Source organism: Micromonospora sp. CMU55-4 (assembly GCF_011602315.1).
GTDB classification, from domain to species: domain Bacteria; phylum Actinomycetota; class Actinomycetes; order Mycobacteriales; family Micromonosporaceae; genus Micromonospora; species Micromonospora chalcea.
Window position 1 is genome coordinate 1 of sequence record NZ_JAAOLH010000002.1, and the last position, 24,005, is coordinate 24,005.

Annotated in this window: 26 protein-coding genes, 1 tRNA gene and 1 pseudogene; 8 read left to right on the forward strand and 20 right to left on the reverse strand. The window is 70.3% G+C overall.

The window, feature by feature from the left end; all coding sequences use genetic code 11:
* On the forward strand, positions 1-667 hold a 667-nt coding region (locus HA073_RS03125), incomplete at its 5' end, for an RICIN domain-containing protein (protein ID WP_205796047.1).
* Positions 668-750: 83 nt separating this feature from the next.
* On the opposite strand, the gene HA073_RS03130 is transcribed toward HA073_RS03125, so the two are convergent.
* From HA073_RS03130 to HA073_RS31075, 4 genes are all read right to left on the reverse strand, one after another.
* Positions 751-1,269, reverse strand: a complete 519-nt coding sequence (locus tag HA073_RS03130; protein ID WP_166455666.1) for a cupin domain-containing protein — start codon at positions 1,267-1,269, stop codon at positions 751-753.
* A 93-nt stretch (positions 1,270-1,362) separates the two neighbouring features.
* Entirely contained in the window at positions 1,363-2,040 is a 678-nt protein-coding gene (locus HA073_RS03135) for a class I SAM-dependent methyltransferase (RefSeq protein WP_309227982.1), read from the reverse strand.
* Between the two features lie 315 nt (positions 2,041-2,355).
* Complete coding sequence (locus tag HA073_RS30440) at positions 2,356-2,583, reverse strand: hypothetical protein (RefSeq protein WP_043327471.1); 228 nt, start codon at positions 2,581-2,583, stop codon at positions 2,356-2,358.
* Positions 2,580-3,005 carry a hypothetical protein gene (locus HA073_RS31075; protein WP_375336219.1) on the reverse strand — a complete coding sequence of 142 codons (426 nt, stop codon included), beginning with the start codon at positions 3,003-3,005 and terminating at the stop codon, positions 2,580-2,582. The genes HA073_RS30440 and HA073_RS31075 overlap by 4 nt, the downstream gene beginning before the upstream one ends.
* Before the next feature lie 416 nt (positions 3,006-3,421).
* Between HA073_RS31075 and HA073_RS03150 the strand changes: the two genes are divergently transcribed.
* Positions 3,422-4,843: a helix-turn-helix domain-containing protein gene (locus HA073_RS03150; protein ID WP_166455668.1), complete on the forward strand. Its 1,422-nt coding sequence runs from the start codon at positions 3,422-3,424 to the stop codon at positions 4,841-4,843.
* Here HA073_RS03150 and HA073_RS03155 read toward each other — a convergent pair whose 3' ends face one another.
* A complete protein-coding gene (locus HA073_RS03155) occupies positions 4,844-5,410 on the reverse strand; it encodes an NUDIX hydrolase (protein WP_166455669.1) in 567 nt (188 codons plus the stop codon).
* 611 nt (positions 5,411-6,021) lie between these two features.
* Between HA073_RS03155 and HA073_RS03160 the strand changes: the two genes are divergently transcribed.
* Positions 6,022-6,804 carry a transposase family protein gene (locus HA073_RS03160; protein WP_166455670.1) on the forward strand — a complete coding sequence of 261 codons (783 nt, stop codon included), beginning with the start codon at positions 6,022-6,024 and terminating at the stop codon, positions 6,802-6,804.
* Positions 6,805-6,830: 26 nt separating this feature from the next.
* Here the strand turns inward: HA073_RS03160 and HA073_RS03165 are convergent, their stop codons facing one another.
* The gene (locus HA073_RS03165; protein ID WP_166455671.1) at positions 6,831-8,378 is read right to left on the reverse strand and encodes a hypothetical protein; all 1,548 of its coding nucleotides are present in this window, start codon (positions 8,376-8,378) and stop codon (positions 6,831-6,833) included.
* Between the two features lie 326 nt (positions 8,379-8,704).
* Here HA073_RS03165 and HA073_RS30450 point away from each other — a divergent pair.
* A pseudogene (locus HA073_RS30450) lies at positions 8,705-8,986 on the forward strand (tyrosine-type recombinase/integrase); the annotation flags it as partial.
* A 176-nt stretch (positions 8,987-9,162) separates the two neighbouring features.
* Here the strand turns inward: HA073_RS30450 and HA073_RS03175 are convergent.
* Positions 9,163-9,234, reverse strand: a tRNA-Lys gene (locus HA073_RS03175).
* A 131-nt stretch (positions 9,235-9,365) separates the two neighbouring features.
* On the opposite strand from HA073_RS03175, the gene HA073_RS03180 reads away from it, so the two are divergent.
* On the forward strand, positions 9,366-9,665 hold the full coding sequence (locus tag HA073_RS03180; protein ID WP_043327456.1) for a hypothetical protein: 300 nt from the start codon (positions 9,366-9,368) through the stop codon (positions 9,663-9,665).
* Positions 9,666-9,702: 37 nt separating this feature from the next.
* Positions 9,703-10,785 (forward strand): NAD-dependent epimerase/dehydratase family protein, encoded by a 1,083-nt coding sequence (locus HA073_RS03185; protein WP_166455672.1) that lies wholly within the window; start codon positions 9,703-9,705, stop codon positions 10,783-10,785.
* A gap of 495 nt (positions 10,786-11,280) precedes the next feature.
* On the opposite strand, the gene HA073_RS03190 is transcribed toward HA073_RS03185, so the two are convergent.
* The 5 genes from HA073_RS03190 to HA073_RS03210 form a co-directional block, all read right to left on the reverse strand.
* Positions 11,281-12,432, reverse strand: a complete 1,152-nt coding sequence (locus HA073_RS03190) for a hypothetical protein (protein ID WP_166455857.1) — start codon at positions 12,430-12,432, stop codon at positions 11,281-11,283.
* Between the two features lie 97 nt (positions 12,433-12,529).
* The gene (locus HA073_RS03195; RefSeq protein WP_030500687.1) at positions 12,530-13,279 is read right to left on the reverse strand and encodes a ZIP family metal transporter; all 750 of its coding nucleotides are present in this window, start codon (positions 13,277-13,279) and stop codon (positions 12,530-12,532) included.
* Positions 13,280-13,318: 39 nt separating this feature from the next.
* The gene (gene eis / locus HA073_RS03200; RefSeq protein ID WP_166455673.1) at positions 13,319-14,518 is read right to left on the reverse strand and encodes an enhanced intracellular survival protein Eis; all 1,200 of its coding nucleotides are present in this window, start codon (positions 14,516-14,518) and stop codon (positions 13,319-13,321) included.
* A gap of 52 nt (positions 14,519-14,570) precedes the next feature.
* The gene (locus tag HA073_RS03205; RefSeq protein WP_013283512.1) at positions 14,571-15,290 is read right to left on the reverse strand and encodes a PP2C family serine/threonine-protein phosphatase; all 720 of its coding nucleotides are present in this window, start codon (positions 15,288-15,290) and stop codon (positions 14,571-14,573) included.
* 93 nt (positions 15,291-15,383) lie between these two features.
* Positions 15,384-15,947, reverse strand: a complete 564-nt coding sequence (locus tag HA073_RS03210; RefSeq protein ID WP_166455674.1) for a helix-turn-helix domain-containing protein — start codon at positions 15,945-15,947, stop codon at positions 15,384-15,386.
* Between the two features lie 57 nt (positions 15,948-16,004).
* On the opposite strand from HA073_RS03210, the gene HA073_RS03215 reads away from it, so the two are divergent.
* Complete coding sequence (locus HA073_RS03215) at positions 16,005-17,219, forward strand: benzoate/H(+) symporter BenE family transporter (RefSeq protein ID WP_113972227.1); 1,215 nt, start codon at positions 16,005-16,007, stop codon at positions 17,217-17,219.
* Between the two features lie 7 nt (positions 17,220-17,226).
* Here the strand turns inward: HA073_RS03215 and HA073_RS03220 are convergent, their stop codons facing one another.
* The 7 genes from HA073_RS03220 to HA073_RS03250 all read right to left on the reverse strand — a co-directional run bounded on the left by HA073_RS03220 (position 17,227) and on the right by HA073_RS03250 (position 22,181).
* Complete coding sequence (locus HA073_RS03220) at positions 17,227-19,131, reverse strand: GGDEF domain-containing phosphodiesterase (protein ID WP_166455675.1); 1,905 nt, start codon at positions 19,129-19,131, stop codon at positions 17,227-17,229.
* Complete coding sequence (locus tag HA073_RS03225; protein ID WP_113972225.1) at positions 19,118-19,741, reverse strand: RNA polymerase sigma factor; 624 nt, start codon at positions 19,739-19,741, stop codon at positions 19,118-19,120. Before HA073_RS03225 ends, HA073_RS03220 begins: the two co-directional genes overlap by 14 nt.
* The gene (locus tag HA073_RS03230) at positions 19,738-20,031 is read right to left on the reverse strand and encodes a hypothetical protein (RefSeq protein WP_069088721.1); all 294 of its coding nucleotides are present in this window, start codon (positions 20,029-20,031) and stop codon (positions 19,738-19,740) included. The genes HA073_RS03225 and HA073_RS03230 overlap by 4 nt, the downstream gene beginning before the upstream one ends.
* Positions 20,032-20,265: 234 nt before the next feature.
* A complete protein-coding gene (locus HA073_RS03235; RefSeq protein WP_069088720.1) occupies positions 20,266-20,631 on the reverse strand; it encodes a hypothetical protein in 366 nt (121 codons plus the stop codon).
* Between the two features lie 29 nt (positions 20,632-20,660).
* Positions 20,661-20,909 (reverse strand): hypothetical protein, encoded by a 249-nt coding sequence (locus tag HA073_RS03240; RefSeq protein WP_026268772.1) that lies wholly within the window; start codon positions 20,907-20,909, stop codon positions 20,661-20,663.
* 77 nt (positions 20,910-20,986) lie between these two features.
* On the reverse strand, positions 20,987-21,457 hold the full coding sequence (gene mscL, locus HA073_RS03245; protein WP_064448387.1) for a large conductance mechanosensitive channel protein MscL: 471 nt from the start codon (positions 21,455-21,457) through the stop codon (positions 20,987-20,989).
* A 40-nt stretch (positions 21,458-21,497) separates the two neighbouring features.
* Positions 21,498-22,181 (reverse strand): FadR/GntR family transcriptional regulator, encoded by a 684-nt coding sequence (locus HA073_RS03250; protein WP_043327439.1) that lies wholly within the window; start codon positions 22,179-22,181, stop codon positions 21,498-21,500.
* 49 nt (positions 22,182-22,230) lie between these two features.
* On the opposite strand from HA073_RS03250, the gene HA073_RS03255 reads away from it, so the two are divergent.
* Positions 22,231-23,499, forward strand: coding sequence for an MFS transporter (locus HA073_RS03255; protein ID WP_166455676.1), 1,269 nt, complete (start codon positions 22,231-22,233; stop codon positions 23,497-23,499).
* 10 nt (positions 23,500-23,509) lie between these two features.
* On the opposite strand, the gene HA073_RS03260 is transcribed toward HA073_RS03255, so the two are convergent.
* Entirely contained in the window at positions 23,510-23,866 is a 357-nt protein-coding gene (locus HA073_RS03260) for an STAS domain-containing protein (RefSeq protein WP_030500698.1), read from the reverse strand.
* Positions 23,867-24,005 lie beyond the last annotated feature (139 nt).

Consider the following 24,005-nt stretch of genomic DNA (forward strand, 5'->3'; position numbering starts at 1 on the left):
GAACTCCTCGACCAGCCAGTACGCGGGTCTGACGCAGGCGTGCATCAACGTGCCGCGCTGCATCGGCATCACGGTGTGGGGCGTGCGTGACAGCGACTCGTGGCGTTCCAACGAGAGCCCGCTGCTGTTCGACGGCGGAGGCAACAAGAAGGCCGCGTACAACTCGGTCCTCAACGTCCTCAACTCCGCGTCGCCCAACCCCACGCCGACCGCGACCGTGTCGCCGACCGTGTCCCCGACCGCCGGGCCGACCGGCGGACCGACCACGCCGCCGCCGACCACCGGCGCGAGCCGGATCGTCGGCAACCAGTCCGGCCGGTGCATCGACGTGCCGAACTCCTCGCAGAGCAACGGCACCCGGGTGCAGCTCTACGACTGCCACGGCCAGACCAACCAGCGGTGGACCTACACCTCCAGCCGGCAGCTGACCGTGTACGGCTCGATGTGCCTGGACGCCGCCGGCTCCGGCAACGGCTCGGCGGTCCAGATCTACAGCTGCAACGGCCAGACGAACCAGCAGTGGAACGTCAACTCCAACGGCACCATCACCGGAGTCCAGTCCGGCCGCTGCCTCGACGTCTGGGGCACCGGCAACGGCCAGCAGGTGCAGATCTACGACTGCAACGGCCAGGCCAACCAGCGGTTCCAGCTCGTCGCGACGAGCTGACCTTCGCGTACGGAAAACGGCTCACCGTCGTGGTCTCGGCCACGGCGGTGAGCCGCTTTCGTGGTGCTCGCGTGCTGCCGGTGTCAGCCGATCAGCAACTCCGTGCGGTAGTCGGCGGCCAGCGCGGCGGCCCGGTTCCGGCGCTCGGCCTGCTCCTCCTCGGTGAGAGCCGGCGGCGGCGAAGTGGGGCCGTCCACCCGGTCGCCGACGCGCAGGAAATACTCGTCCTGCCCGGCCGGCGTGCACATGCACAGCAGCCGCGCCGGCTGGTCGAAGGAGTTGCGGAAGAAATGCGGCGCGTTCGCCGGAATGTTCACCGTCTCCCCGGCCCGCGCGACGGTCTGCTCGCCCCGGAACGTGAACTCCACCGCCCCGTCGAGCACCGTGAACATCTCCTCGAAGTCGTGCCGGTGCGGAGGCGGCCCACCACCCGGCGGAACCCGCATGTCGATCAGGCAGTACCGGCCGGCCGTCTGCTCACCGGTGACCAGGATCGAGTAGGTGCCGCCCGCGATGGCGAGGTGCGCCAGGCCGGGGTCGTCGGGCCGGGCATGGACGAGGGTACGGGTCGGATCGTCGGACGGGATCGCACCGCTGGCCATCGGCTCTCTCCTCGATCGTCGGTCTGCGGATCGATTCCCCTCATAGCCATCCGGCAAGCTGCTAAACCTGGGGCGCTTCCCGTGCTGGGACCGTCATGCCGGGCGGCGGGCGACAACCGCCAGGGCCATGCCGAAGAACTTCAACGGCGAGCGTTCGATAGCGTCGGTCACCGGCCGGATGCGACGCCCGAAGCGGGACCTGTCGAACGGCGGCATGATGTAGTCCACCGCTACCGGCTCCAACCCGGCCCGCCGCAGCTGCCCGGACAAGCCACGGGCGGTGAAGGAACGGGCGTCGGCGAGCCGACGGTGCAGCGGCACGATCCACGGCAGGAACGGACCCCGCGCCGGCCGGTACCGCCGGCCCCGGATCAGGAAGCCGTGCGTCTCGAACGGGAACCACCGGTTGGGCGTCGTCAGCGCGAACCGGCCGCCGGGCACGAGCACGCGGTGGACCTGCCGCAGGGCGGCATCCAGGTCGTCGATGTGCTCCACCACCTCGATGGCGGTGACCAGGTCGAAGCTGCCGTCCGGGTAGTCCAGCTCGGTGGCGGACAACTCCCGCACGTTGATCTTCCGGGCCGCCGCCGGATCGCCGGCCAGCCGCTCCCGGAACAGTTTCAGCCGATCCTGCTGGATGTCGACGGCCTCGATCTGCGCGAACGCGTCGACCAGCCGCATCGTGTACGTGCCGTCCCCGCAGCCGATCTCCAGTAATCGCCGGCCGGTCAGCGATGTGTGCCGGCCCAATGTGCCGAGCCTCTTCGCCACCCCACGCTCGCCGAATGCGCTGCCATGCCCCAGCCCCAGATTGCGATTCGTATTCATCATGGTCGCTGACCATAGACCTAACGAGCGTTAGCGTGGGGGCGTCGATCGACAGGCAGTGCCGGCTCTGGCCGACCCCTCTGGCGTCCCGATCTCCGACACCGGAGGGGCCGGCGCGTACGCGGTCGTAGTGCCGGGAACACCGGCACCGCCCGACCAGGTGCCGTCGGGATACTGAGCGGTGACGACATAGGGCGCGTTGCCGACGGGGAACTCGAAGTCCGTCACGGGCGAGAACTCACCCTCCGTCGGCCGGACCTAGTCGGCCTGCCTGGTCCAGCCGAGAAAGCGGCGGTGCAACACCCCGGCTGGCGTCCACGGCATGTCCTCAGTGGCTTGGACCAGGTAGGCGCCGAGGTAGAGGGCCAGTGACACGGGAGCGCGGTCATACTCCGCGCGCAGCTCGCGTTTCCGTGTCGGGCAGGGCCAGGGCAGATCGCAACCTCCGCAGCTCCAGACCGGCATGACCGGGCCGTGGGTGGTCACCGCACACCCTCGAGGAAACGGGTGGTGATCGTCCGCGCCTGTCGGCTGGTCGCCCATTCCACCTGCCAGCAGGGGTACGGCGACAGCCGCGACCACCAGGCGCGGCAACCGGTGCACATGCCGTCGAACCCTCGGACATGCACGGCCAGGATCGCCTGCTCCAGGTCGTCCTTCACGACGCGTCCTCTCCCGGCCAGTGGCCACGATTGATAGGGATTCGGTGCCGGGCGCGGCAGGGCAGATCTGCTCCGCAGCGGCAGATCCGTCGCCACTTCCGCCAGCACCAGACAGGGCGGTGCCTCCGGGCGAGAGTGAGTGCCGTCGCGACCAGGTAGTCCTCGTACGAGACGTGTCGTTCTCTCGGAGTCGTCCGGGCCGCCCTTCGGCTCATCGCTGCTCTGCCGCGTCCTGCGCCGGTTCACGGTTGCCTTCGGGGCGTCGTAGCTGCGCTGCCAGGTCGAGTAGGCGCTGTTGCGCTGCCGCGCGCTCGGCGTCCTGGTACCGCTGCCCTGTTCCGGGCGGTGATGCCGGATCGGGTTGCCGGAACAGCCATCGCACCAACGGACACAGGCGACCCCGGATAGTCACGAGCCCGTCCTGTCGTGCAAGGTCGAGAAGGCGAGCCTGACCGGCGGCTCAGAGCCGTAGACGAACATCCCGCCCGGCGGGTCGTCGACGTCGAAGTCCATGCCGGAGACGGTCCCGCCGAGTGGGGTGCGGTGACCATGTCGACTGGTCATGTCACGGTGACATGAGCGGACTCGACCCTGCCCGTACACCGACCGTAGGCTCCTGACTGACCACCATGGGTAGTCGTCTGACGACGCTGGGAGCCGTTGTGCTGCTGGAAAATCTCCGGATACCCGACGACCTCTGGTCGCGCGAGGACATGCACAAGGCTCTGGCGGCCCGCGACATCGGTGCCGTGTTCCGGCTGCTCGCTCGGCACACCGGCGCGAGCCAAACTCGCATCGGTGCGGCTGTCGGCCTGGAGCAGGGCTACATCAGCCGGATCATCGCCGGCCGACGGGTGACCTCGATCGACGTGCTGGAGCGGATCGCCGACGGCTGCGGCATGCCCGACGAAGCTCGAATGACGCTGGGCCTCGCGCCCTGCCAGCGTTCATATCGCCCGGCCATGGCGGATCACTCCCGCGGTCGGCACAGTGACGTGCCGGCCAACCGGTCCTGGCGCGAGGACGTCCGGGCCGCCGCGCAGCTATGGGAAGGCGATGTGAACCGTCGAGAACTGCTTCGCCAGACAGTGTTCAGCTCCACCGCGTACACCTTGCCCGCCCTACGCTGGTTCACCGCCACCACGGCGCAGCCCGTCGAGCAGGAGGGCCGACGAACGGTCGGTCAACCCGACATCGACACGATCCGGCAGATGACCGCCACTTATCGGCGACTCGACAACCAGTACGGCGGCGGGCATGCCCGCGACAACGTCACCCGCTTCCTGCACCACGAGGTGGCGCCCCTGGTGACCGAGTGCCGGTACGACCCGGCGACCGGCCGCAGACTGCTCGCCGCTGCTGCCGAACTGACGCAGCTCGCCGGGTGGCAGGCGTACGACATGGCCGAACACGGCCTCGCCCAGCGATACCTCACGCATGCCCTGGACCTCGCCCGAACGGCCGCCGACGCCGGCCTTGGTGCCGAGATCCTCGCCGCGATGAGCCATCAAGCCACCTACCTCGGGCACGCCGCCACGGGGGTCGACCTCGCCCGCGCCGCCCGGCAGACAGCACAACGCGCCGGCCTCACGGCGCTGACTGCCGAAGCGCTGGTCATGGAAGCGCATGCCCACGCCGTCGCCCTCCACGAACGCGACTGCGCGACCGCGCTTCACCAAGCGGAGCGAACCCTCGACCGAGCGGACCGCAGCAGCGATCCTCAGTGGCTCGGCTACTTCGACGAGGCGTACCTGTCGGCCAAGTTCGGCCACTGCTTCCACGCGCTCGGTCAACACCGCCGAGCCGAGCGCTTCGCCGCTCGCTCACTCAAGATGGACGAGCGCTACGTACGCGGCAAAGCCTTCAACCTCGCCCTGCTGGCCAGCGTCCACGCTCGCCACGGCGAGCCGGAACGTGCCAGTGCCGTCGGCGCGGAAGCCCTGACCCTGACCACCCAACTGCGGTCGGCTCGTGCCGTCCGTTACGTGCGCGATCTGCAGACCGGCCTGGCACCCCACCGCCGCAAGCCGGCAGTATGGCAGTTCATCACCCGGGTCGATGCGGCGCTCGGCCAGCGGCGCTGACTACAGCTCACCCCGCGCCTGGCGCGCCATCAGCTCCAACACGGCGATCACCGTTCCGGCACCAACGATCTCACCCTCGGACACGAGTTGCCGCGTCTCCTCCAGCGGAACCCAGGCCACGCGCTCGGTCTCGTTGACGTCAACCGGAGCGCCGGTGTACTCCGCATTCCGAGCAAGGAACAGCAAGTTCTCCGCGTCTGCGGTCGCCACCCACGGCTGAAACGACACCAAGGGCTCCACGGTGCCCGGGCGCCAGCCGGTTTCCTCCTCGACCTCGCGGATCGCGCAGGTTGCCGGATCCTCGCCCTCATCGACGTATCCGCCCGGCAGCTCCCACACCCACCTGTCGAACACGAACCGGTGCCGCCGCATCAGCAACAGGCGCTCCTGGCCGTCGAGCACGGCAACCATGGCCGACCTGGGCGCCCGGATCACGTACTGCTCGAAGCGCACCCCGTCCGGCAACTCCACGTCGGCGATGCTCAACCGGGAGCGCCGGCTGCCGTCCACTACCCGCTCGCCGTGAATCGTCCAGCGCGTCGACCTGCTAGCCAGTTCCTCCGTCACACGGCCAGTATCCGACCAGCGGTACCGGGCCGCTGGCGGCGGCACCCCGCGACTTGGCTCGGGGTCGATGGACCCGGTCAGGCGGTATGTGGTGGGCCTCCAGGGACTCGAACCCTGAAAATCCGGCCGGTGTCCCCAGGATGTGGTGCGCCCGGACGGATCGGGCTGCTGAGCAGGACCTTCCCTTGCTCTGCCTGACGACCTTGACAGCCCTTGTCGTCCTCAGTTGTGCCGCAGTTGCGCCCCTTAATCTTGAGCAGGGTAGTGAACATCGCAGGGGGAGGCCACTTGAAGACGCCGATGATCCCCGTGACCGTGCTGACGACGCCGCTGACTGTTGCAAGCTTCGCCGACGCACCGGTCCAGATTCCCTTGACCCTTCTCCTGCCAGCCGAGAGTCCACCAGTCAGGTCCGAACTTCTGTCACTTGTGTCTGTCTGAGGTGACACCACCCCAAGATCAGCCCTGCCGAGTTGTTCATTGAGCTCTTTTCATCGTGATCAAGGGCGGTTGAGCAGGCAGGCGGGGCGGCGTGTCGATTGTCCGGATAGGACGAAGCTCCCGGTAGGGCAGCAGTCGACCAAGACGCACTGCCCAGCACGGGAGCTTCGTTGCTGACCTATCCTGCCAGCATCCCGCTGTCCACGCGCAGCCTGACCCGCCTGACCGAGCTGATCCGCGACCGCCGACGTGCGCTCGGCGGCCGCTGGCGGAGGCTGCCTGCGCAGCAGCAGGCGCTGATGGCCCTGGCCCATCTGCGCAACGGTGACACCCTCACCCGCCTCGCGGCCGGCTTCGAGGTATCGGTGGCCACCGTGTGGCGGTACCTACGCGAGGCCGTCGACCTGCTCGCCGCCTGCGCCGACGACCTCACCGCCGCGATGCGTCGGGCTGCCCGGTTGGCGTACGCGATCCTCGACGGCACGCTGATTCCCATCGACCGGGTCGCTGACCAGCGGCCCTACTACTCCGGTAAGCACAAGCGCCACGGGGTGAACGTGCAGGTCCTGGCCGACCCGGCCGGGCGGTTGGTCTGGGCGTCGGCCGCGCTGCCCGACGCGGTCCACGACCTCACCGCCGCCCGCACCCACGGCCTGATCGACGCGCTGACCAGCGCAAACGTGCTGACCTTCGCAGACAAGGGCTATCAGGGAGCCAGCGGAAGCGTGCGCACGCCGTTCAAGCGCCACCGATACCGACCGAAGCTGTCCCGCCGCCAGCGGGCCGTCAACCGTGGTCATACCCGGCTCCGCGCCCGCGGCGAACGAGCCATCGCCACGCTGAAGACCTGGAAGATCCTGACCAAGCTGCGTTGCTGTCCCCGCCGCGCTACGGCGATCGTGAAGGCGATCCTCGTCCTGCACAGCGTCGAGACCAGCCGCTATTCAGGATGAAAACGGCTCATTTCAGGGCGTTCCGGTCACTCGACCACTGCCGCATCAGACGTTCCTACGGCTCCGCCGTCGTCTCCTGCGGGTGGCCCCACTTCCCGCCTCGCCTGCCGACGCTGGCGCGCACGTCGTGCGCTGTACATGTCTTCGGGGTCCAGATCTACGTCGACCTCCACACCAGGAGGGAACGAAAGATCGAAATTGAGATTGCCCACGATCTCGCCCATATGATCAAATCGAAAGCTCTTCCAGACATTTTGTCTTGTCTGCACCATCACTTCGCCCCCCAGTACCTGGTAATTGACAAAATCAACGTCGAGCGTTGCCGGTGCTCCTTTCAGGGGTCGAATACGTAGATCCCCCCCGTCGATTTGCCCAGGGCCAATTCTAATTTTTGTCGGCCCCATGGCCTTGACGTCTAGGTTGACATAGACATGGCCCTCCATCGTCCCCGGGAGAGATAGTCGAAGGTTGTCGGTCACCGCGCCGGAAAAGACGAGCCTTCCGGCAGCCAACGTATAAGCATGCATAGGTATTGAGACATTTGTGAGCTGGGACTCCGAAAAGTCAACTTCACCCACGATGATCGAGCTCCTTCCTTGGAGCATGTACGACATCAAGTCGTCAGCGTCGAACTTGAAGTTGGAATTCTGAACCTCGGCGCTCCGTATGTTAATGGATGATCCGCCTGCGATGTTCACTGCAACCGGATAGAAGTCGGAATCAATGATTCTGGTGCCATCTAGATAAACGTGCGAACTGTCCTCAAGTCTCATGCCGACCATGAGTATCTTCATGTTAGCGAATGATGACCCAGTAAAATCAATCTGGCCGTCGACTATGCTGACACCCCTAAGACGTAACTCACCATCCTTGAAAGTGCAATCCCTGAAAAGAACCCGAGTGTTATGCAGCATCGCTCTGTCTAAATCGATAAACTGGTACGTTCCGCCGGAGAAATCCAGCTCTTCGCGGTGCCAGGAATTGGTTGCAGAAGGGTCCATCAGTCGATCATGTACGGACTTCCAGGCGGTCCGTCTGACTTCCCGCTCGCCTGCGTCATCGGGCGGCGGCAAGCGGAGGTAGGAGGCTATTGCTGAGGCGCACGATTGGCGGCCCTGGCGCCAGTCGTCAGCTAGACTTGTAAGGGAATGGAGGCCCGCCAGCCGCGCTGACGGCCTTTCATGTGCAAGCAGCTCAGCAGCCTTTACGAATCTTTCTGAATAGACCTGCTGCTCCGCTCGAACCCCTTCTCGCTCGGCGAGCAGTTGTTTGCGGAACGCATACACGGCACCGAGGGAAGCCCCTATCAGTGCGGTCATGCTGATAGCTGCGGTCAGGAGGCGCGATACCGCTTGTGAATCCGGCGCGTTGAATCCCGAAAGAATCGCAACGACAATCCAAAGCAGTACAATGAGGGTAATCACTAGGATGATCGATGCGCCAGCCGCAACTGGCAGGATGCGCGATAGGCTAGTGTGCGAATCGGGGCGAGACACCTCGGCAATTTCGCGAGCAATCCCATTAATCCATCGTGTCGCCCGCTGTCGAGGCGTTTTCTTGGAGACGTCAGCCATCACACCACCCTGAAGTAGTCGCAGAGTTACCCAAGGTAGCTGAGGTGCTGAAATTGCACTAGCCTGCAAGCGTTCTAGCTGGCTGAAGAGCGCTGTGGAGTGCGGCGGCCCTGCTCTGCTTGGACGACGGTCGGCGGGAAGACACCCTCCCGAAACCGAAGGACCCGCCGGAGGCATCTGATCTGGCGGCCTCTGACTTGGAGCAAACGACAACAGTCCCGGACCCTGCCACCACTGGCGGCCCGGGGCTTCTTCGTATGTCGCGCCGCTGGCGGGCTGTCACTGTCGCGCTGGCGGCTGAAGGCCAGAGGGGCGGCGGCGGGGCCATGGGCCCGGCCCAGGTTCGGTGGCGTGCGCGGCCTGCGAGGCGGGCCGCCTTGATCCGACCGGTGGCGGTCCTCTTCGCCTCGGCACGCGGAAAGCTGCTGACGGACACCTACTGGTCGGAGCTGTGGGCGGACTGGCGTCAGGCCGCCGGGTGGCCGAAGGAAGAGACCTTCCACTCCCTGCGGCATTTCTTCGCCACGACGCTCATGAGCAACGGTGTCGAGCCCCAGGAGGTGCAGAAAGCGCTCAGACACGCCAACCTGCGGATCACGTTGGAGACCTACGTGCACTGGCTGCCGAAGAAGGACCGGCCACGCGGGCTGGTCGGCAATCTCCTGCGGCAGGCAGACGGCAAGTCATCTGAACGCCCCACCGATCAAGATCAGAACCGAGTTGCGCCCTGGTTGTGCCCGATGATCTTCGGCCGGTGTTCCCGCAGCTCAGATGCGCTGTTGAGTGGGCCGCCAGGGACTCGAACCCTGAACCTATGGATTAAAAGTCCACAGCTCTGCCATTGAGCTAGCGGCCCGCCCGCTCAGGTTACCGGAACGCACCCGCCCTAAGCTCGCGGCTTCCACCGCCTGTCGATCTTCAGACCCGAACCAGGCGACGCGCCAGGCGCGAGGCGTGAACCTCCCCGCCCGGGGAACCGGGGCAACCATGCGAGTCACCAGCACCGCCGCCGTCGCGGCCTCCCGCGAGGTTCCAGGCGCCGACGGCGTACGCCGGCCCGGCGGTGAGGTGCACGCCTGGCTGCCGGGCCAGAACCAGACGCTGTGCGGGCTGCCGCTGAGCCGTACCCGCCTGCGCCGCTTCCCGCACGTGCCGTTCGACTACTCCGGCACCGACGTCCTCACCGAGGCCGACCCGGAGGGCTGGGTCTGTCCGCGCTGCCTGGCCGCCACGTCGGGTCGCCGCGATCGGGAGAAGGGCTGGGTACGTACGAACCCCCGTCCGTGAGCGGTTGCTGCCCGGTTCAGCGGGTACCGCACCGGACATGCGCATCGTGATCGTGGGAGCGACCGGCAACGTGGGGACGGCCGTGCTGCGCCGGCTGCGGCAGGAGGCGGAAGCGGAACTGGTGGGCGTCGCGCGCCGGCTGCCCGGGCCGGACGCCGGTGAGCCGTACGCCGACGTGGAGTGGCACTCCTGCGACATCGGCGCGCCCGGCGCGGCCGACCAGCTCGTGCGGATCTTCGCCGGGGCGCGGGCGGTGGTGCATCTGGCCTGGCAGATCCAGCCCAGCCACGACCGCCGCACGCTCTACCGGACCAACGTCGGCGGCAGCCGCGCGGTGATCGAGGCCGCCGTCCGGGTCGGCGTTCCGGCCCTGGTGTACGCCTCATCGGTCGGCACCTACGCGCCCGGCCCGAAGAACCATCCGGTCAGCGAGAACTGGCCGGCGACCGGGGTGGAGACGTCGTCGTACAGCCGGGACAAGGCGGAGGTGGAGGCGCTGCTCGACGGCGTGCAGCGGGAGCACCCGAAGCTGCGGCTGGTACGGCTGCGCCCGGGGCTGATCTTCCAGCGGGAGGCCGGTACGGAGATCAGCCGCTACTTCCTCGGCCCGCTGGCGCCGGTGCGCCTTCTCCGGTACGGCCGCATTCCGCTGGTGCCGTCGAACAAGCGACTGCGGATGCAGGCGGTGCACGCCGACGACGTGGCCGACGCGTACGCCCGGGCGGTTCTGGGGGACGCGAGCGGCGCCTTCAACGTGGCGGCCGACCCGGTGCTGACGCCGGAGCTGGTGGCCCGGCACTTCCACGGCTGGACGGTGCCGGTGGCGACGCCGGTGCTGCGCGCGGCGGCGGCGCTGACCTGGCGGGCGCGGCTGCAACCGGTCGACACCGGCTGGGTCGACCTGGCGCTGAACGTGCCGCTGATGTCCAGCCACCGTGCCGAGACCGAACTCGGCTGGGCCCCGGCGATCGACTCGGTGACCGCCCTGAAGGACCTGTTCACCGGCATGGCCACGAGAGCCGGCACGGATTCCCCGCCGCTGTCCCCGGACCCGACCCTCCCCGGCCGCCCCGCAGCCCTGACCCGAGGCCACCTCCCCGGCCACCCCAACCCCTACTGATCCCACCCATCGCCGCTGCCCGCCGCCCGCTGCCCGCCGCTGTCTCCATCCGCTCCGTCCGCGGCCCCGCTCCGGCGCGCCCGCGCCTCTCGCCACCACTTCACTCCGCCCCGCCCTGCCCTGTTGATCAAGGAGTTTGTGTCACGCGCAGAGATCAACTGGGACACAAACTCCTTGATCACCGTCAGAAGGGCGGGTGCGAGGGTTGGGAGGGTGGGGCGGGCGCCGTAGGGCCGAGGGCTGGTCGGTGATCATGGAGTTAACGGGGCGGCACGCCGATGGCGGGACCGTCAACTTCATGATCGACGGGCGTGGCGTGGCGGAGCGGAGCGGGGCGTGCGCGAGCTGGCTGGTCAGGCGGCGATCATGAGGTTGGCGGCGCGACACGCCGATGGCGAGGCCGCCAACTTCATGATCGACGAGGCGAGGCGAGGCGAGGCGAGGCGAGGCGAGGCGAGACGGGGCGGGACGGGGCGGGGCAGGGCAGGGAGGGGGTCAGGAGATTTGGGCACCCAGGAAGAAGATGCCGGGGTGGCCCTTTGTCTCGAAGCCTCTGCTCGGGTTGCGGCGCAGCGTTGAACTGTCGATCTGCAGCGTGCCGGTGCGGTTGTTGCTGACGAAGAAGATTGCGCCGCCGCCCTCGTTCGCGCTGTTGTCCTCGATCACCGTGCCGGCGATCCGCACCGCGAACCCGTTGCCGTCGCAGTAGATCGCGCCGCCACTACCGCCACCCGGCGTGCCGCCCCGGGCCGGGTTCGCGCCGGTGCCGATCGCCCGGTTGTCGCGGAAGACGCTGTTCAGCACCGTCCAGGAGACGCCGATGCTGCTCAGCGCCCCGCCGTTGGCGCACACACCGCCGGTGAAGGTGCTGCTCACCACGTACACCGGTTTGTTCTCGAACTGGCTGAGCACGCGCAGCGCCGCGCCGCCCAGGTCGGGGCCGGTACGGTCGCAGCGGTTGCCGACGAACCGCGAGTTGACCACCTTGAACCGCCCGCCCCGGACGAAGATCGCGCCGCCCCCGCCGCCCTCGGTCCGCTCGCCGGTGGAGTCGCCGTCGGCGAACGTCAGGTTCTGCACGGTGAGCTGCGGGTGGTCCTGGTTCTGGCAGTGCGAGGTGGTGAAGCCCTGCGCCTGGTCGCAGGTGTTCATGTAGAGGATGCGGCGCTTGCCGCCGCCGCTGAGCGTGACAGTGCCGCCGCCGTCCAGCACGATGCGCGGGCCGTGCGAGTTCACCACCTTGGCGGTGGCCTTCATGGTGATGGTGACCGGCGCGGGCCCGCAGTCGAAGGTGATGACGCCGCCGGCCGCGACGGCCTTCACCACCGCCTCGGAGGTGCAGCTCGCCGGGGTGCCGCTGCCGACGGTACGGGTCGGGCGCGAGGTGTCCACCGGACGCGCCTCGGCCGGCACGCTCGCCCGGCCGGCGGGGTTGCCGGCGCGGAACGCCACTGTGGCGGGGGTGGGGCTCGGCCGGGCGCTGCCGAGTCCGGAACGCCCGCTCGGGGAGAGCGAGGGCGACGGGGCGGCTGCCGGACCGGCCGGCGAACCGGGGTCGGCGGCGGGTGCGGGGGCCGGATCGTCGCCGCAGGCGGGCAGCGTCGCCGTCGCCAGGGCGAGGACGAGCAGAGTGACAGCCGACTTCACGCGCACCGCCCGATGCTAGGAGGCCCGGCCGCCCCGGCACGACTCCACAGCCGATCCTTAACCCGCCGCTAAGCCGCAGCGAGCGGCCGCGCGACGGTCAGGCGTGCGACAGCGCGAACGCGACCAGGAAGCCGAGCACTGTGATCAGCCCGACCAGCAGGTGCGCGTCCGCGAACGCCTCCGGCACCATCGTGTCGGTGATCATCGCGAGGATCGCACCCGCCGCGAGCGCGGTGATCGTCGCCAGCACCTCGGGCGGCGCGCCGCCGAGCAGCGTGTACCCGGCCAGCGCAGCCGCGCCGGAGATCAACGCGATGGCCGTCCACAGCCCGAACACGTAGCGCCGGGTGCGCCCGGCCTGCCGCATGCCGGCCGCGCTGGACAGCCCTTCCGGCACGTTGCTGAGGAAGACCGCGATGACGGTGACCAGGCTGACCGGGCCGCCGGCGAGCAGGCTCGCGCCGATCACCACCGATTCGGGTACGCCGTCGAGCAGCGCGCCGACAGCGATGGCCGTACCCGAGCCGGGCTGCTCCCGCTCGGAGGGCTGCTCGTCGCCGGAGCGCTTGCGGTGCCGCGCGCCGTGCCGGGCCAGCAGGACGTTCGCCCCGGTGTACGCGAGCGCGCCGATCGCCGCACCGATCACCACCGGCCGCAGGCCACCCTGCTCGTGCGCCTCGTCGATCAGCTCGAACGAGACGGCGGAGAGCAGCACGCCCGCCCCGAACGCCATCACCGAGGCGGTCGTCCGGCGCGGTACGCGCGCGAAGAACCCGACGGCCGCCCCGATCAGCAGGGCCGACCCGGCGAGCAGGCCCCAGAATCCCGCTTCCAGCCATTCCGGCACGCGCTGGACCCTACCCCCGGCCGCGTGCCGCCAACCGGGTCAGAAGTCGGCGAACAGGTGCGGCAGTTCGCGGGGGAAGAGGCGGCGCAGCTCACCGGCCGCGTCCACCGGCACGTTGCCCAGGCCGCGTACCACCACCTCGGCCGGGTCGAGCACCCCGTACGCCAGGGCGGACAGCCCGGCGGCGGTGAGCCGCGCGGCCGGCACGCCGCCCTCGGCGGTGGTCTGCGCGGGCAGCACCGCGAGCTTGCCGGTGGTGCCGTCGAGCAGGTGCCGGCCGGCGAGCCAGCGGTCGCCGACCACCTCGATCAGCACCCGGCCCACCCCGACCGGCTGGTCGGCGAGCGCGTCCAGGCTGAGCAGCCGGGCCATCGGCGCGGTCGGGTCGGGCCGGGCCACCCTCGCCTCCACCTGCACGTCGAGGTCGGTGAGCCACAGCTCGGGCAGTTCGTCCGGGGGAATCTGGACGCTGATCCGGGCCACCTGGTCGACGTGCCGGGCGAAGAACTGGAGCACCGACGCCCGGGCGTACGGGTCGTCGACGAGCAGGTCGTCGGCGTGCAGCGTGCCGGCGTGGTCGTCGATCCGGTAGGTGACAGCGCCGACCGTCTCGCCGCCGCGCACCACGCTGACCAGCCAGCGGTCGTCGCGGTCGCGCAGCCCGACCGCCCGGAAGTCCGGGAAGACCGCGAAGCCGTGCCGTTCCCGCAGGCACCGTTCGGTGTACGCGCGCCACCGCGCATAGCCGGTGCCGATCCGCTCCCAGACCAGCTCGTCCGGCAGTTCGGCGCGCAGCAGCGGCGCCAGGTCCGCGGGGGAGAAGACAGCGGTACGCCGCCGGGGCAGCCCGATGTAGCCGAAGCGCTCGTAGAACGAGGCGCGGAACGGGTGCAGCGCGCTGAGCTGCTGCCCCTCGTCCCGCATGCCGTCGAGGAGCTGGTGCATGAGCGTGCGGACGTGTCCGCGCCGGCGGGCCAGCGGATGGGTGGCCACGCCCGCGACACCGGCCATCGGCAGCACCGCGCCGCGCAGGTTCTGCCGCATCGGGATCGCCGAGACCGCCGCCGCGGTGACGCCGTCCTCCTCGGCCACCAGTGTCGTGTTCCCGGCGTTGTACGGCAGGTAGGCGCGGAACTGGTCGGTCCGGGAGGCGCCCATCGGCGAGGCCTCGAACGCGTACGCCTGGAGCGGGAAGCTGGTGGTCAGTCGTTCATCGGCGGCCAGCCGGCGGATGTGCATCCGTTCATCCCAACCGCAGCGGGCGCGCTCCGCAACCGGAAAGGACGCCGACTCACGCCTCGGTGACGTCCGAGATGACCACAGTCACGTTGTCCGGCGCGCCGGCCTGGTGGGCCAGCTTCACCAGTTGCTCGCCGCACTGCTGGCGGTCGCCGTAGGTGGCGAGCGCCGCCGCGATGGCGGCGTCCTCCACGTAGTCGGAGAGGCCGTCGCTGCACAGCAGCAGCCGGTCGCCGGGGAACACGGTGAGCGCCCCGACGGCGGGCGGCGCGTCGGAGCCCTGCACCGCGCGGGTGACCAGCGAACGCTGCGGGTGGTGGCGGGCCTGGTCGCGGGAGAGCGCGCCCTGGTCGACGAGCGCCTGCACGAACGTGTCGTCGCGGGTGAGCTGGGTCAGCTCGTGGTCGCGCAGCAGGTAGCAGCGGGAGTCGCCGACCTGGGCGAGCACCAGGGTGTCCCCGGCGAGCAGGGCGGCGGTCAGCGTCGTACCCATGCCGTCGCGGGCCGGGTCGACGGTGATGGCCGCGCGGATGCGCTGGTTGGCGGTGCTGACCACGGCGCGCAGCGCGTCGGCCGCCTCGTCGGCGCCGGTGGGCGGGGTCAGCTCGTCCAGGATCCGGATGACGATCTCGCTGGCCACCTCGCCGGCGGGGAGCCCGCCCATGCCGTCGGCCACCGCCACGAGGCGGTCACCGGCGAGGGCGGAGTCCTCGTTGTTGGTCCGGACGAGGCCGACGTCGTTGAGGATGGCCGAGCGGAGGATGAGCGTCATGAGGACAAGCTTGCCAAGAAGAACGGCTCCGCGTCTCTACGCGGTGGCGGGTCTGCTGAAAGAAATGTCATCCGCTTGCATCCTGGGTATGCGTCAACTGTCCGGTGTGGACGGTCGAGGATAACGCAGCAGCAGGCTCGCGTGGACCTCCTCCTCGCCCACCGCCGCGTACGTGTGCGGCACGTCGGAGACCCACCGCAGGTAGCCGCCCGGACCGGCGGTGAGCGGGGCGTCGACCGGGCCGGCGCGCAGTACGCCGGAGAAGACTGTGACGTGCTCGGTCACGCCGCTGGAGTGAGCGGGGGAGAGCTGAGCCGGACCCGGGGTGACCCACATCCGGTACAGCTCGAAGGTCGCCTCCCGGTCGCCGAAGACCTCCAGCAGCGTGGCGCCGACAGCGGCCCCGCGTACCGTCGGTGCCTGCTCGGGCGCGGAGAGTACGGCGGTCAGCGGCACGCCGAGCTGCGCGGTGATCGCGTACAGGGTCTCCAGCCGGGGGTTGCGTACGCCGTTCTCCAGGCCGGACAGCGTGGCCTTGCCGACGCCCGCGAGGCGGGCCAGCTCGGACAGGGAGATGCCCCGTTCGGTGCGGAGCGAGCGGATGCGCCGGCCGACCTCCCGGGCGCCCCGGTCATCGGGTGGTGCGGCGGCTGTCATGAGGGCTATCGTGCTACACCGTGCCGTTCCGTAAACGGAACGGCGGAGGAGGAGAGCATGGGGGGTCGGCTCCAACCCGTCCTGGCCGGCGTGGTGACCGCCCTGGTCGGCTTCGCCAGCTCGTTCACAGTCGTCCTGGCCGGGCTGCGCGCCGTCGGCGCCGACCGGGACCAGGCCGCCTCCGGCCTGCTCGCGCTCTGCGTCGCCAGTGGCGCCTGCGCGGTCTGGCTCGGCCTGCGGCACCGGCTGCCACTGTCGATCGCCTGGTCCACGCCGGGCGCGGCGCTGCTCGTCGCCACCGGGCCGGTCACCGGCGGCTGGCCCGCCGCGGTCGGCGCGTTCCTGCTCGCCGGCCTGCTGATCGTCGCCGCCGGGCTGATCCCCGCGCTCGGCCGCGCGGTCGCCGCGATCCCCGCCCCGATCGCCTCCGCCATGCTCGCCGGGGTGCTGCTGCCGCTGTGTACGGCGCCCGTACGCGCCCTCGTGGAGGTGCCCCGGCTGGCCGGGCCGGTGGTGCTGGTCTGGCTCCTGCTGCACCGGTTCGCCCGCCGCTGGGCGGTACCCGGCGCGCTCGCCGTGGCAGTTGTCGCGATCGCGCTCACCACCTCCGGCCCGGCCCGGATGGACGCCGCACCGGTCGTCGCGCTCACCGCGCCGGCCTGGACGCTGCCCGCCGTCGTCGGGCTCGCCCTGCCGCTGTTCCTGGTCACCATGGCCGCCCAGAACGTGCCCGGCACCGCCGTGCTCGCCGGCTACGGCTATCGGGCCCCGCTGGGCTCGGCGCTGCGGGTGACCGGGCTCGCCACCGCCCTCGGCGCTCCGGCCGGCGGGCACGCGGTGAACCTGGCCGCGATCACCGCCGCGCTGGCGGCCGGGCCGGACGCCCACCCGGACCCGGAACGGCGCTGGATCGCCTCGGTCACCGCCGGGATCGGGCTGGCGCTGCTCGGGCTCGGCGCGGGCGTGGCCACCACACTGGTGTTGCTCTCCCCGCCGGTGCTGGTCGAGGCCGTCGCCGGGCTCGCCCTGCTCGGCGCGCTGGCCGGGGCTGTCGCGGCGGCTGTGGCCCAGCCGGACGCGCGGGAGGCGGCGGTGGTGACGTTCGTGGTCACCGCCTCCGGGGTGAGCCTGTTCGGGGTGGGCGGCGCGTTCTGGGGACTGGTCGCGGGCTGGCTGATGCTGCTGCTGTTCCGCCGCCGCGCGGCCGCGTCCCCGCCGGCCGGGTCGCCCGAGGCGGAACCCGCCCCGCCGGTTCCCAGCCGGGCCGGGTGACGACCGGTCATCCCATGGCGGTCTGCTGAGGCGGGAGCCGCAGTTCGAGTTCGATGCTCTGCACCTCCTCCTGGCCCACAGTTATCGGTTCCGGTCGCCCGATCTGGTAGCCCTGCGCGAAGTCGACCTCCGCGGCGCGCAGGAGATCCAGGGTCTCCTGGTCCTGGACGTACTCCGCGGCGACCCGGATGCCGAGCGTGTGGCACAGCTCGACGAGCGCCGACACCACAGCCTGGTCGGCCGGCGACCGGCACAGGTCGACGATGAACGCGCCGTCGATCTTCACCAGGTCCACCGGCAGGTATTTGAGCTGGGCGAGGGCGCCGTATCCGGTGCCGAAGTCGTCGAGCGCCAGGTGGCAGCCGACCTCTCTGATTCCGGTGGCGAAGGCCAGCGCCTCGTTGCGGTTCTCGATGAGCGCGGTCTCGGTGATTTCGAACGTCAGGCATTCCGGCTTGACGTGGTGCCGGTGGATCGCCCCGGTCACGAAAGCGAGCAGTCCCGGGTCGGCGAGCGACTTCCCGGAAATGTTCACCTGGTAATGCGAGGTCTGTGCCCCGCGGCCGATCAGTTCCAGAGCGTGGTCGATGACCCACTTGTCCACCGACAGGATCTCGCCGACCCGCTCGGCCATGTCGAGAAAGGCCCACGGCGCGACCGGTTCACCGGTGTCGCTGCGAACGCGCAGCAGAATCTCGTGACGGGCCACCTGATTGAGCCCGAGATCGATGATGGGCTGGGCGTACAGGGCGAACCGGTTGGCCGAGACGGCGCGGTGAATCCGGCGGCGGCACCGGTCCGTACGTTCCCGCTCGGCGACCGGCCGCTCCAGGACCTTGACGGCGGTGGCGTTGCGGTGCGCGTCGCGGGCCGCGTGCTCGCCGTCCACGAGAAGGTCGAAGCCGGTGTCCGGGATGTCGTTGTCGAAATGGACCACGCCGGCCGAGGTGTTGAGCCGCAGGGGCTTCTGCCGAACGCTGAACAGATGGTTCCGGAACTTGTCCACGATCCGGGCGGCCAGGGCCTCGGCCTTCCCCGCGTCGTCCCGGGGGGCGAGCAGTAGCCCCCACGAGCCGGAACCCACCAGCCCGCTGGTGACGCCGTCCCCGGCGACTGCGCGCAGGGTCCGGGCGATCTCCGCCGTCACCTGGTCGCGGTCCTCGTCGGTCAGCGCGTCGGGCAGCCGGGTGGCCGGTTCGGTCGCCACGACGATCAGGGCGCCGCCGGTGGTGCGCCGCGCCCGGTCGACCTCGTCGATCACGTACCCGCGGGTCTGGAGCCCGGTGAGCACGTCCCGGACGGCCGGGTCGGGGCCGAGCATCCGGCTGCGTACGGCGAGCCGGCGCTGCTCCTGGCGGGCGAGTTCGAGCGCGGTGATGTCCTCGCCGGTGGCGATGACGCCGACCGGCCGGCCCGCGTCGGTGAGGATCTCGAGGTGGCAGTACACGTGGCGGACGCTGCCTCCGGGCTGGACCACCCGGAAGCCGATCTCGTCGGGGCGGCTCTGTTCCCACGCCGTCCGCACCGCGGCGAGGACGCGCTCGACATCGGCGGGATGAACGAGGTCGGCGAGCGTCCGCGGGGTGAGGCGGAGCGTTCCCGGCGCGTGCCCGACGATCATCGCCATCTCGTCGGACCAGGAGAGCCGCTCGAAGCGCTCCGCGTCGTGGTCGCCGGGCAGCCAGGTGACGGTGCCCTGCTTCGCCAACTGGGCGGCGCGGGTGACCCGGACGGCCTCGTCGGCGTCCCAGGTCAGGGGATCGGCGAGGTCGGTGTCGACGATGATCTTGTAGCCCTCGGCGAGGGACAGGTCGTGCTGGCTCTGCACGGTCCGCGCCACCCGGCGGGCGCGCGCGAGCTCCAACGGGCTGGGTGTGGTCTCGGCGAGCGCCAGGATGTCATCGAGATCCACGGCCGGCCCCCTGCCGCCGCTCGCTCTCCGAGCGGGTGAAGCCGGCCTTCTCGGCCAGTTCGCACAGCTCCTTCTTGGCGGCGGCCTTGTAGGAGCGGACGCTGTTCTCGGTCAGGCCGAGGATGCGGGCGATCTCCTGGTTGGAGAAGCCCTCCTTCGACATCTGGAACACCTCGGCGTGCCGTACCGGCAACTGGTGCAACCAGCCGCGCAGCGTCTCCTGCGCCTCCCACGCGTCAGCGATGTCCGAGTGGGACGACGGCGGCAGGTCCTCCGGCGCCACCGCGGCCTCCCGCAGTCGTCGGTCGTGATCCTTCAGCATCTTGAACCGCGCCGTACGGACGATCCACCCGATCGGCCGGACGTGGTCGCGGAGCTTGGACCACTCGACCCGACCGTGCAGAAAGGCTTCGTGAAGCGCGTCCTCCACCGCCTGACGGTCCCGGCATCTCGCCCGGAGAATCCGTTCCACGGTGTGGTACGAGCCTTCGGTGAATTCGGCGAACTCCCGGTCGTGAACGGCCTTCAGGCGGGCCGCCTCCGCCTCGCGCAGAGCGTCGTTGTCGTCGGGATCCGGTGTGAGAGCGGCGGTGCCCTTGATGTCTGTCACGCCGCCTCCTCGACGGGGCCGGGCTTCGACGCAGCGCGCCCGCCCAGTTCGACCTCCCGATGCCCGTCGCGATCGCGCTCCACGATCCGTACGACGTCATGGTCCGCCTCGGCCAGCCGGATCAGCCACGTGACCCGCGCTGTGGTGCGTGTTGTCGCCTCGCGTTCCTCGTTCATCCGGGCGCGGTATGCCACGTAGGCCCGCACCAGGCCCGCCACCACTCCGGCGACGGCAGTGGCCACGGCCACCACCTGATATCCGGTGAGCGGTTCCGCCAGCGCTTCGTTCATTGTTCCCCCTCGGCCCCCTTGGTTCGCCAATTACTATCCGTGGCGAGAGGTCGATGTAGATACCAGAACACGCGCAATGTTTTTGAAGATCAACGATCAAGTCGTTCATCAGCGATTAAAGCGCAAAGTCATGGCATTGAGACTCTGCGCAAGGGGATTGACGGGCGGCTTTTCCGGGCAACTTGCATTGATCACCTATTACTGCGGGTGACAAATCCATCACCTCGGCGGGCGTCACTCCTCGGCGGGCAGCTCCGTGGCCGGGACGGTCAGGCGTACCGCGCCGTCGTGCACCGCGGCGATCCGGTCGGCCAGCACGTAGACCGCGCCGGTGCGGACCAGGTCGGTGGAGACCTTGAGATAGCCGTCGCGCAGCAGCCGTGCGGCCAGGTCGGCCGGCACGTCCGGCTCCTCGACCGCCGCCGACTCGATCAGCTCGTCCAGGCTGCTGCCCGGGTCGACCGGCGCGGGCGCCTGCACGGTCACCGCGGCCGGGTCGCCGCGCTGGACGAGATCGACTGTGCCCACCTCGACGCCTGCGGAGTCGACCACCCGCATGCCGGTGGTGACCCGGGAGACGGTGTCCTGCTGCTGGCTCATACGGCAGCGGTTCCCGGGTCGCACGGGCGCTAAACGGACGGGGCCCAGCCGCCCGGCGGGCGGGGGGACAGTTCGCGCCACGTGTCGGTGCCGTCCAGCAGCGCCCGGACCGTCTCCTCCGCCTCCTCGACGCTGGCGTGCTCGTAGAACCGGGAAACCCCCTCGGCGCCGCCGGCCCGCTGCTCCACGTGCCAGCGGTCGCCGTCCACCCGGAGGAAGACGTCACGCCGGGCGAGGCGTCCCCATTTCCCGTTCCACCAGTGCCTACGCTGCTCCATGCCCGGACTCTATCGAACATGTGTTCGATACACGTCGGCCCCCGCGAGATTGTCGCGGGGGCCGATCGGCTATGGCGTCAGCGCGGCGCGGGCGGCTCCTGCCGGCGGCCGAGCACGTCGTCCAGGGCGCTGCGCTGCCCCGGCGTGCCGTGGTTGCCGGCGAGCAGCGCGTCACGGATCTCGGTGAGCAGCTTGACCTCCTCGCTCGGGGCCGACGGCGGCGGCTCCTCGCCGCGCTTGCGGCGCTCGGCGAGCTTGTTCATCGGGTAGACGACCAGGAAGTACAGCGCCGCCGCGGTGAGCGCGAACGTGATCACCGCGTTGACGAACGCCACCCAGTCGAACGGGATGCCCCGGAACTCGGGGGTCGAGCCGGTGAGCCCGTTCTTGCTGCCGGTGATCAGCGCAATGAACACGCGTACCAGCGGTTCCAGGAACGACTTGGTGAGCTGGGTCACCACGCCGGTGAAAGCCGCGCCGATGACGACACCGACCGCCAGGTCGACGACGTTGCCGCGCATGATGAAGTCTTTGAAGCCCTTGAGCATCCGTACTCCCGTGCCCTGATGAGTCTGCGTCGGGGACAACCTATGCCCCGGCGGGCCCTTCGAGAAAAGCACCGGCCTCGATCGCCGCCCGCTGCGGGTCGCCGGCCCGGATCGCCTCCACCAGCCGGCCGTGATCCACGTACCGCTCCGGGGTCAGCGCCTCGCCCATCGCCTGGGCCACGGTGCTGCGCAGCGCGGCGCCGACCGAGGCGTACAGCTCGGCCAGCATGGCGTTGTGCGCGGCCGCCACCACGGCGGTGTGCAGCGCGGCGTCCGCCTCGACGAACTCGTCCACCCGGCCGCCGCGCCACGCGGCCTCGCGGGCCGCGAGCGCGCCGTCGAGCGCCACCAGGTCCTCGGGGGTACGCCTCAACGCGGCGAGCCGGGCGGCCTCCACCTCGAACGCGCGCCGGACCTCGATCACCTCGGTCATCCGGTCGTCGGTGAGCCGGCGGGCCACCACCGGGGCCAGCTCGTCGGTCGACACCACGTACGTGCCGGAGCCCTGCCGGCACACCAGCACCCCGGCGTGCACGAGCGCCCGGACCGCCTCGCGGACCGTGTTCCGGCCCACGCCGAGCTCGGCGACGAGTTGCGGCTCGGTGGGGATGCGCCCGCCCACCGGCCACTCGCCGCCGAGGATGCGCTCGCGGAGCTGCTCGATGGTCTGGCGGACCCGGTGACCGCGCGGCGGCACGACGACGGAATCCACGGCGGGTGTCACCGGTTACACCTCGTGCCGAAATTCATCCCATGATTGTAGGTTCGAGGTCATGACTCCGCCACCCGCGCCCGCCGCGACAGTGCCCGCCCCCGGCGCCGGCTCCGCGGCCCTCCCCACCCCGGCGCCCCGCGCGGTCCGAGGCGGACTGCTCGTGCTGACCGGGATGCTGCTCGTCGCGCTGAACCTGCGCGCGGCGGTGACCAGCCTCGGCGCGCTGCTCGACGAGGTACGGGTCGGTCTCGGCCTCTCCGGGGCGATGGCCGGCCTGGTCACCACGCTGCCCACCATCGCGTTCGCCGGACTGGGCGCGCTCACCCCGTGGCTGGTTCGCCGCTGGGCCGCGCCCCGGGTGCTGGTGCTCGCCATGCTGGCGCTCACCGTCGGGCAGGTGCTGCGCGCGCTCACCGGCTCGGCGGCGGTCTTCGTGCTCACCAGCGCGCTCGCGCTGGCCGGCATCGCGGTGGCGAACATCCTGCTGCCGATGCTCGTCAAGCAGCACTTCCCGCACCGCACCGGGCTCGTCACCGGGGCGTACACGATGGCCCTGACGGTGGGCACGACGGTGGCCGCCGCCGCGGCGGTGCCGGTCGCGCACGCCTTCGGCTCCTGGCGGGCCGGACTCGGCGTCTGGGCCGGGCTGGCCGCGCTGGCCGTACTCCCGTGGGTGCCGCTGGCGCTGCGGGCCCGCGCCGCGCGACGGGCCGCGCCCCCGGCGGTGGCCGTCGCCGCCCCGGCGCGGGTGCAACCCGCCCGGACCCGGCTCGGCTGGGCCATGGCGGTCTACTTCGGGGCGCAGTCGCTCAGCGGGTACGCGATCATGGGCTGGCTGGCCCAGCTCTTCCGGGACGCCGGGTACCGCCCGGAGGCGGCCGGGCTGCTGCTCGCCGGCGTGACCGCGCTGGGCGTGCCGGTGGCGCTGATGATGCCGGCGCTGGCCGGCCGGCTGGCCACGCTCCGGCCGCTGGTGCTGTCGCTCACCGTGTTCTCCGCCGCCGCGTACACCGGTCTGGCGCTGGCCCCGCACGGCCTGGCGCCGCTGTGGGTGCTGCTGCTGGCGCTCGGCCAGGGCGCGTTCCCGCTCATCCTGACCACGATCGGGCTGCGCGCCCGGACCGCCGAGGGGACCGTGGCGTTGTCCGCGTTCGCGCAGAGCACCGGGTACGTCATCGCGGCGCTCGGGCCGCTGCTGGTGGGCATCCTCTACGAGGCGACCGGCGGCTGGACCGCCCCGATCGGCTTCCTGCTGGTGGCGCTCGCCGTGCAGACGGCGGCGGGCATGGTGATCGCCCGTCCCCGCTACATCGAGGACGAGCGCTGAGCGGAACCGGTCAGGAGGAGGTCGGGGTGGGCTCGCCCGCGACGGCCTGTTCCACGGTCGGGTACGTGTGCAGCACCTCGACCAGCCCGCTGACCTCGAGGATGCGCAGCACGCCGCGCTGCGGAGCGGCCAGCCGGACGACGCCGCCGGCCTCGTCGCAGTTGTTCTTCGCCCGGACGAACACCGACAGGCCGGTGGAGTCGCAGAACGACACCTCGGCCAGGTCGAAGACCAGGCGGTTGCGCCCCTTGTCCAGCAGATCCGTGATCTGGTCCTGCAGCTGCGGTGCCGTGGCCATGTCCAGCTCGCCCGCGACCGACACGACGACCACGTCGCCGCGCTGTTCCGTGTGCACCGTCAAGGACATTCGTCGACCTCCTGTGTTCGGGGGAAACGGTATCCCACGACGGGCGCGCCGCGCAGAACGGGAGCGGTCACGGGTGCGGTCGATCATTCTTTGCTCCGTGACAAGTACCGCGTCAGCCCCCGGTGATAGAGTCCGCCCG

Bases quoted from the DNA above. Each gene is read 5' to 3' on its own strand.
- HA073_RS03130 (WP_166455666.1), bottom strand. From the start codon at position 1,269: ATGGCCAGCGGTGCGATCCCGTCCGACGATCCGACCCGTACCCTCGTC.
- HA073_RS03165 (WP_166455671.1), bottom strand. From the start codon at position 8,378: ATGGCTGACGTCTCCAAGAAAACGCCTCGACAGCGGGCGACACGATGG.
- HA073_RS03180 (WP_043327456.1), top strand. From the start codon at position 9,366: ATGCGAGTCACCAGCACCGCCGCCGTCGCGGCCTCCCGCGAGGTTCCA.
- HA073_RS03185 (WP_166455672.1), top strand. From the start codon at position 9,703: ATGCGCATCGTGATCGTGGGAGCGACCGGCAACGTGGGGACGGCCGTG.
- eis (WP_166455673.1), bottom strand. From the start codon at position 14,518: ATGCACATCCGCCGGCTGGCCGCCGATGAACGACTGACCACCAGCTTC.
- HA073_RS03205 (WP_013283512.1), bottom strand. From the start codon at position 15,290: ATGACGCTCATCCTCCGCTCGGCCATCCTCAACGACGTCGGCCTCGTC.
- HA073_RS03210 (WP_166455674.1), bottom strand. From the start codon at position 15,947: ATGACAGCCGCCGCACCACCCGATGACCGGGGCGCCCGGGAGGTCGGC.
- HA073_RS03215 (WP_113972227.1), top strand. From the start codon at position 16,005: ATGGGGGGTCGGCTCCAACCCGTCCTGGCCGGCGTGGTGACCGCCCTG.
- HA073_RS03230 (WP_069088721.1), bottom strand. From the start codon at position 20,031: ATGAACGAAGCGCTGGCGGAACCGCTCACCGGATATCAGGTGGTGGCC.
- HA073_RS03235 (WP_069088720.1), bottom strand. From the start codon at position 20,631: ATGAGCCAGCAGCAGGACACCGTCTCCCGGGTCACCACCGGCATGCGG.
- HA073_RS03240 (WP_026268772.1), bottom strand. From the start codon at position 20,909: ATGGAGCAGCGTAGGCACTGGTGGAACGGGAAATGGGGACGCCTCGCC.
- mscL (WP_064448387.1), bottom strand. From the start codon at position 21,457: ATGCTCAAGGGCTTCAAAGACTTCATCATGCGCGGCAACGTCGTCGAC.
- HA073_RS03255 (WP_166455676.1), top strand. From the start codon at position 22,231: ATGACTCCGCCACCCGCGCCCGCCGCGACAGTGCCCGCCCCCGGCGCC.
- HA073_RS03260 (WP_030500698.1), bottom strand. From the start codon at position 23,866: ATGTCCTTGACGGTGCACACGGAACAGCGCGGCGACGTGGTCGTCGTG.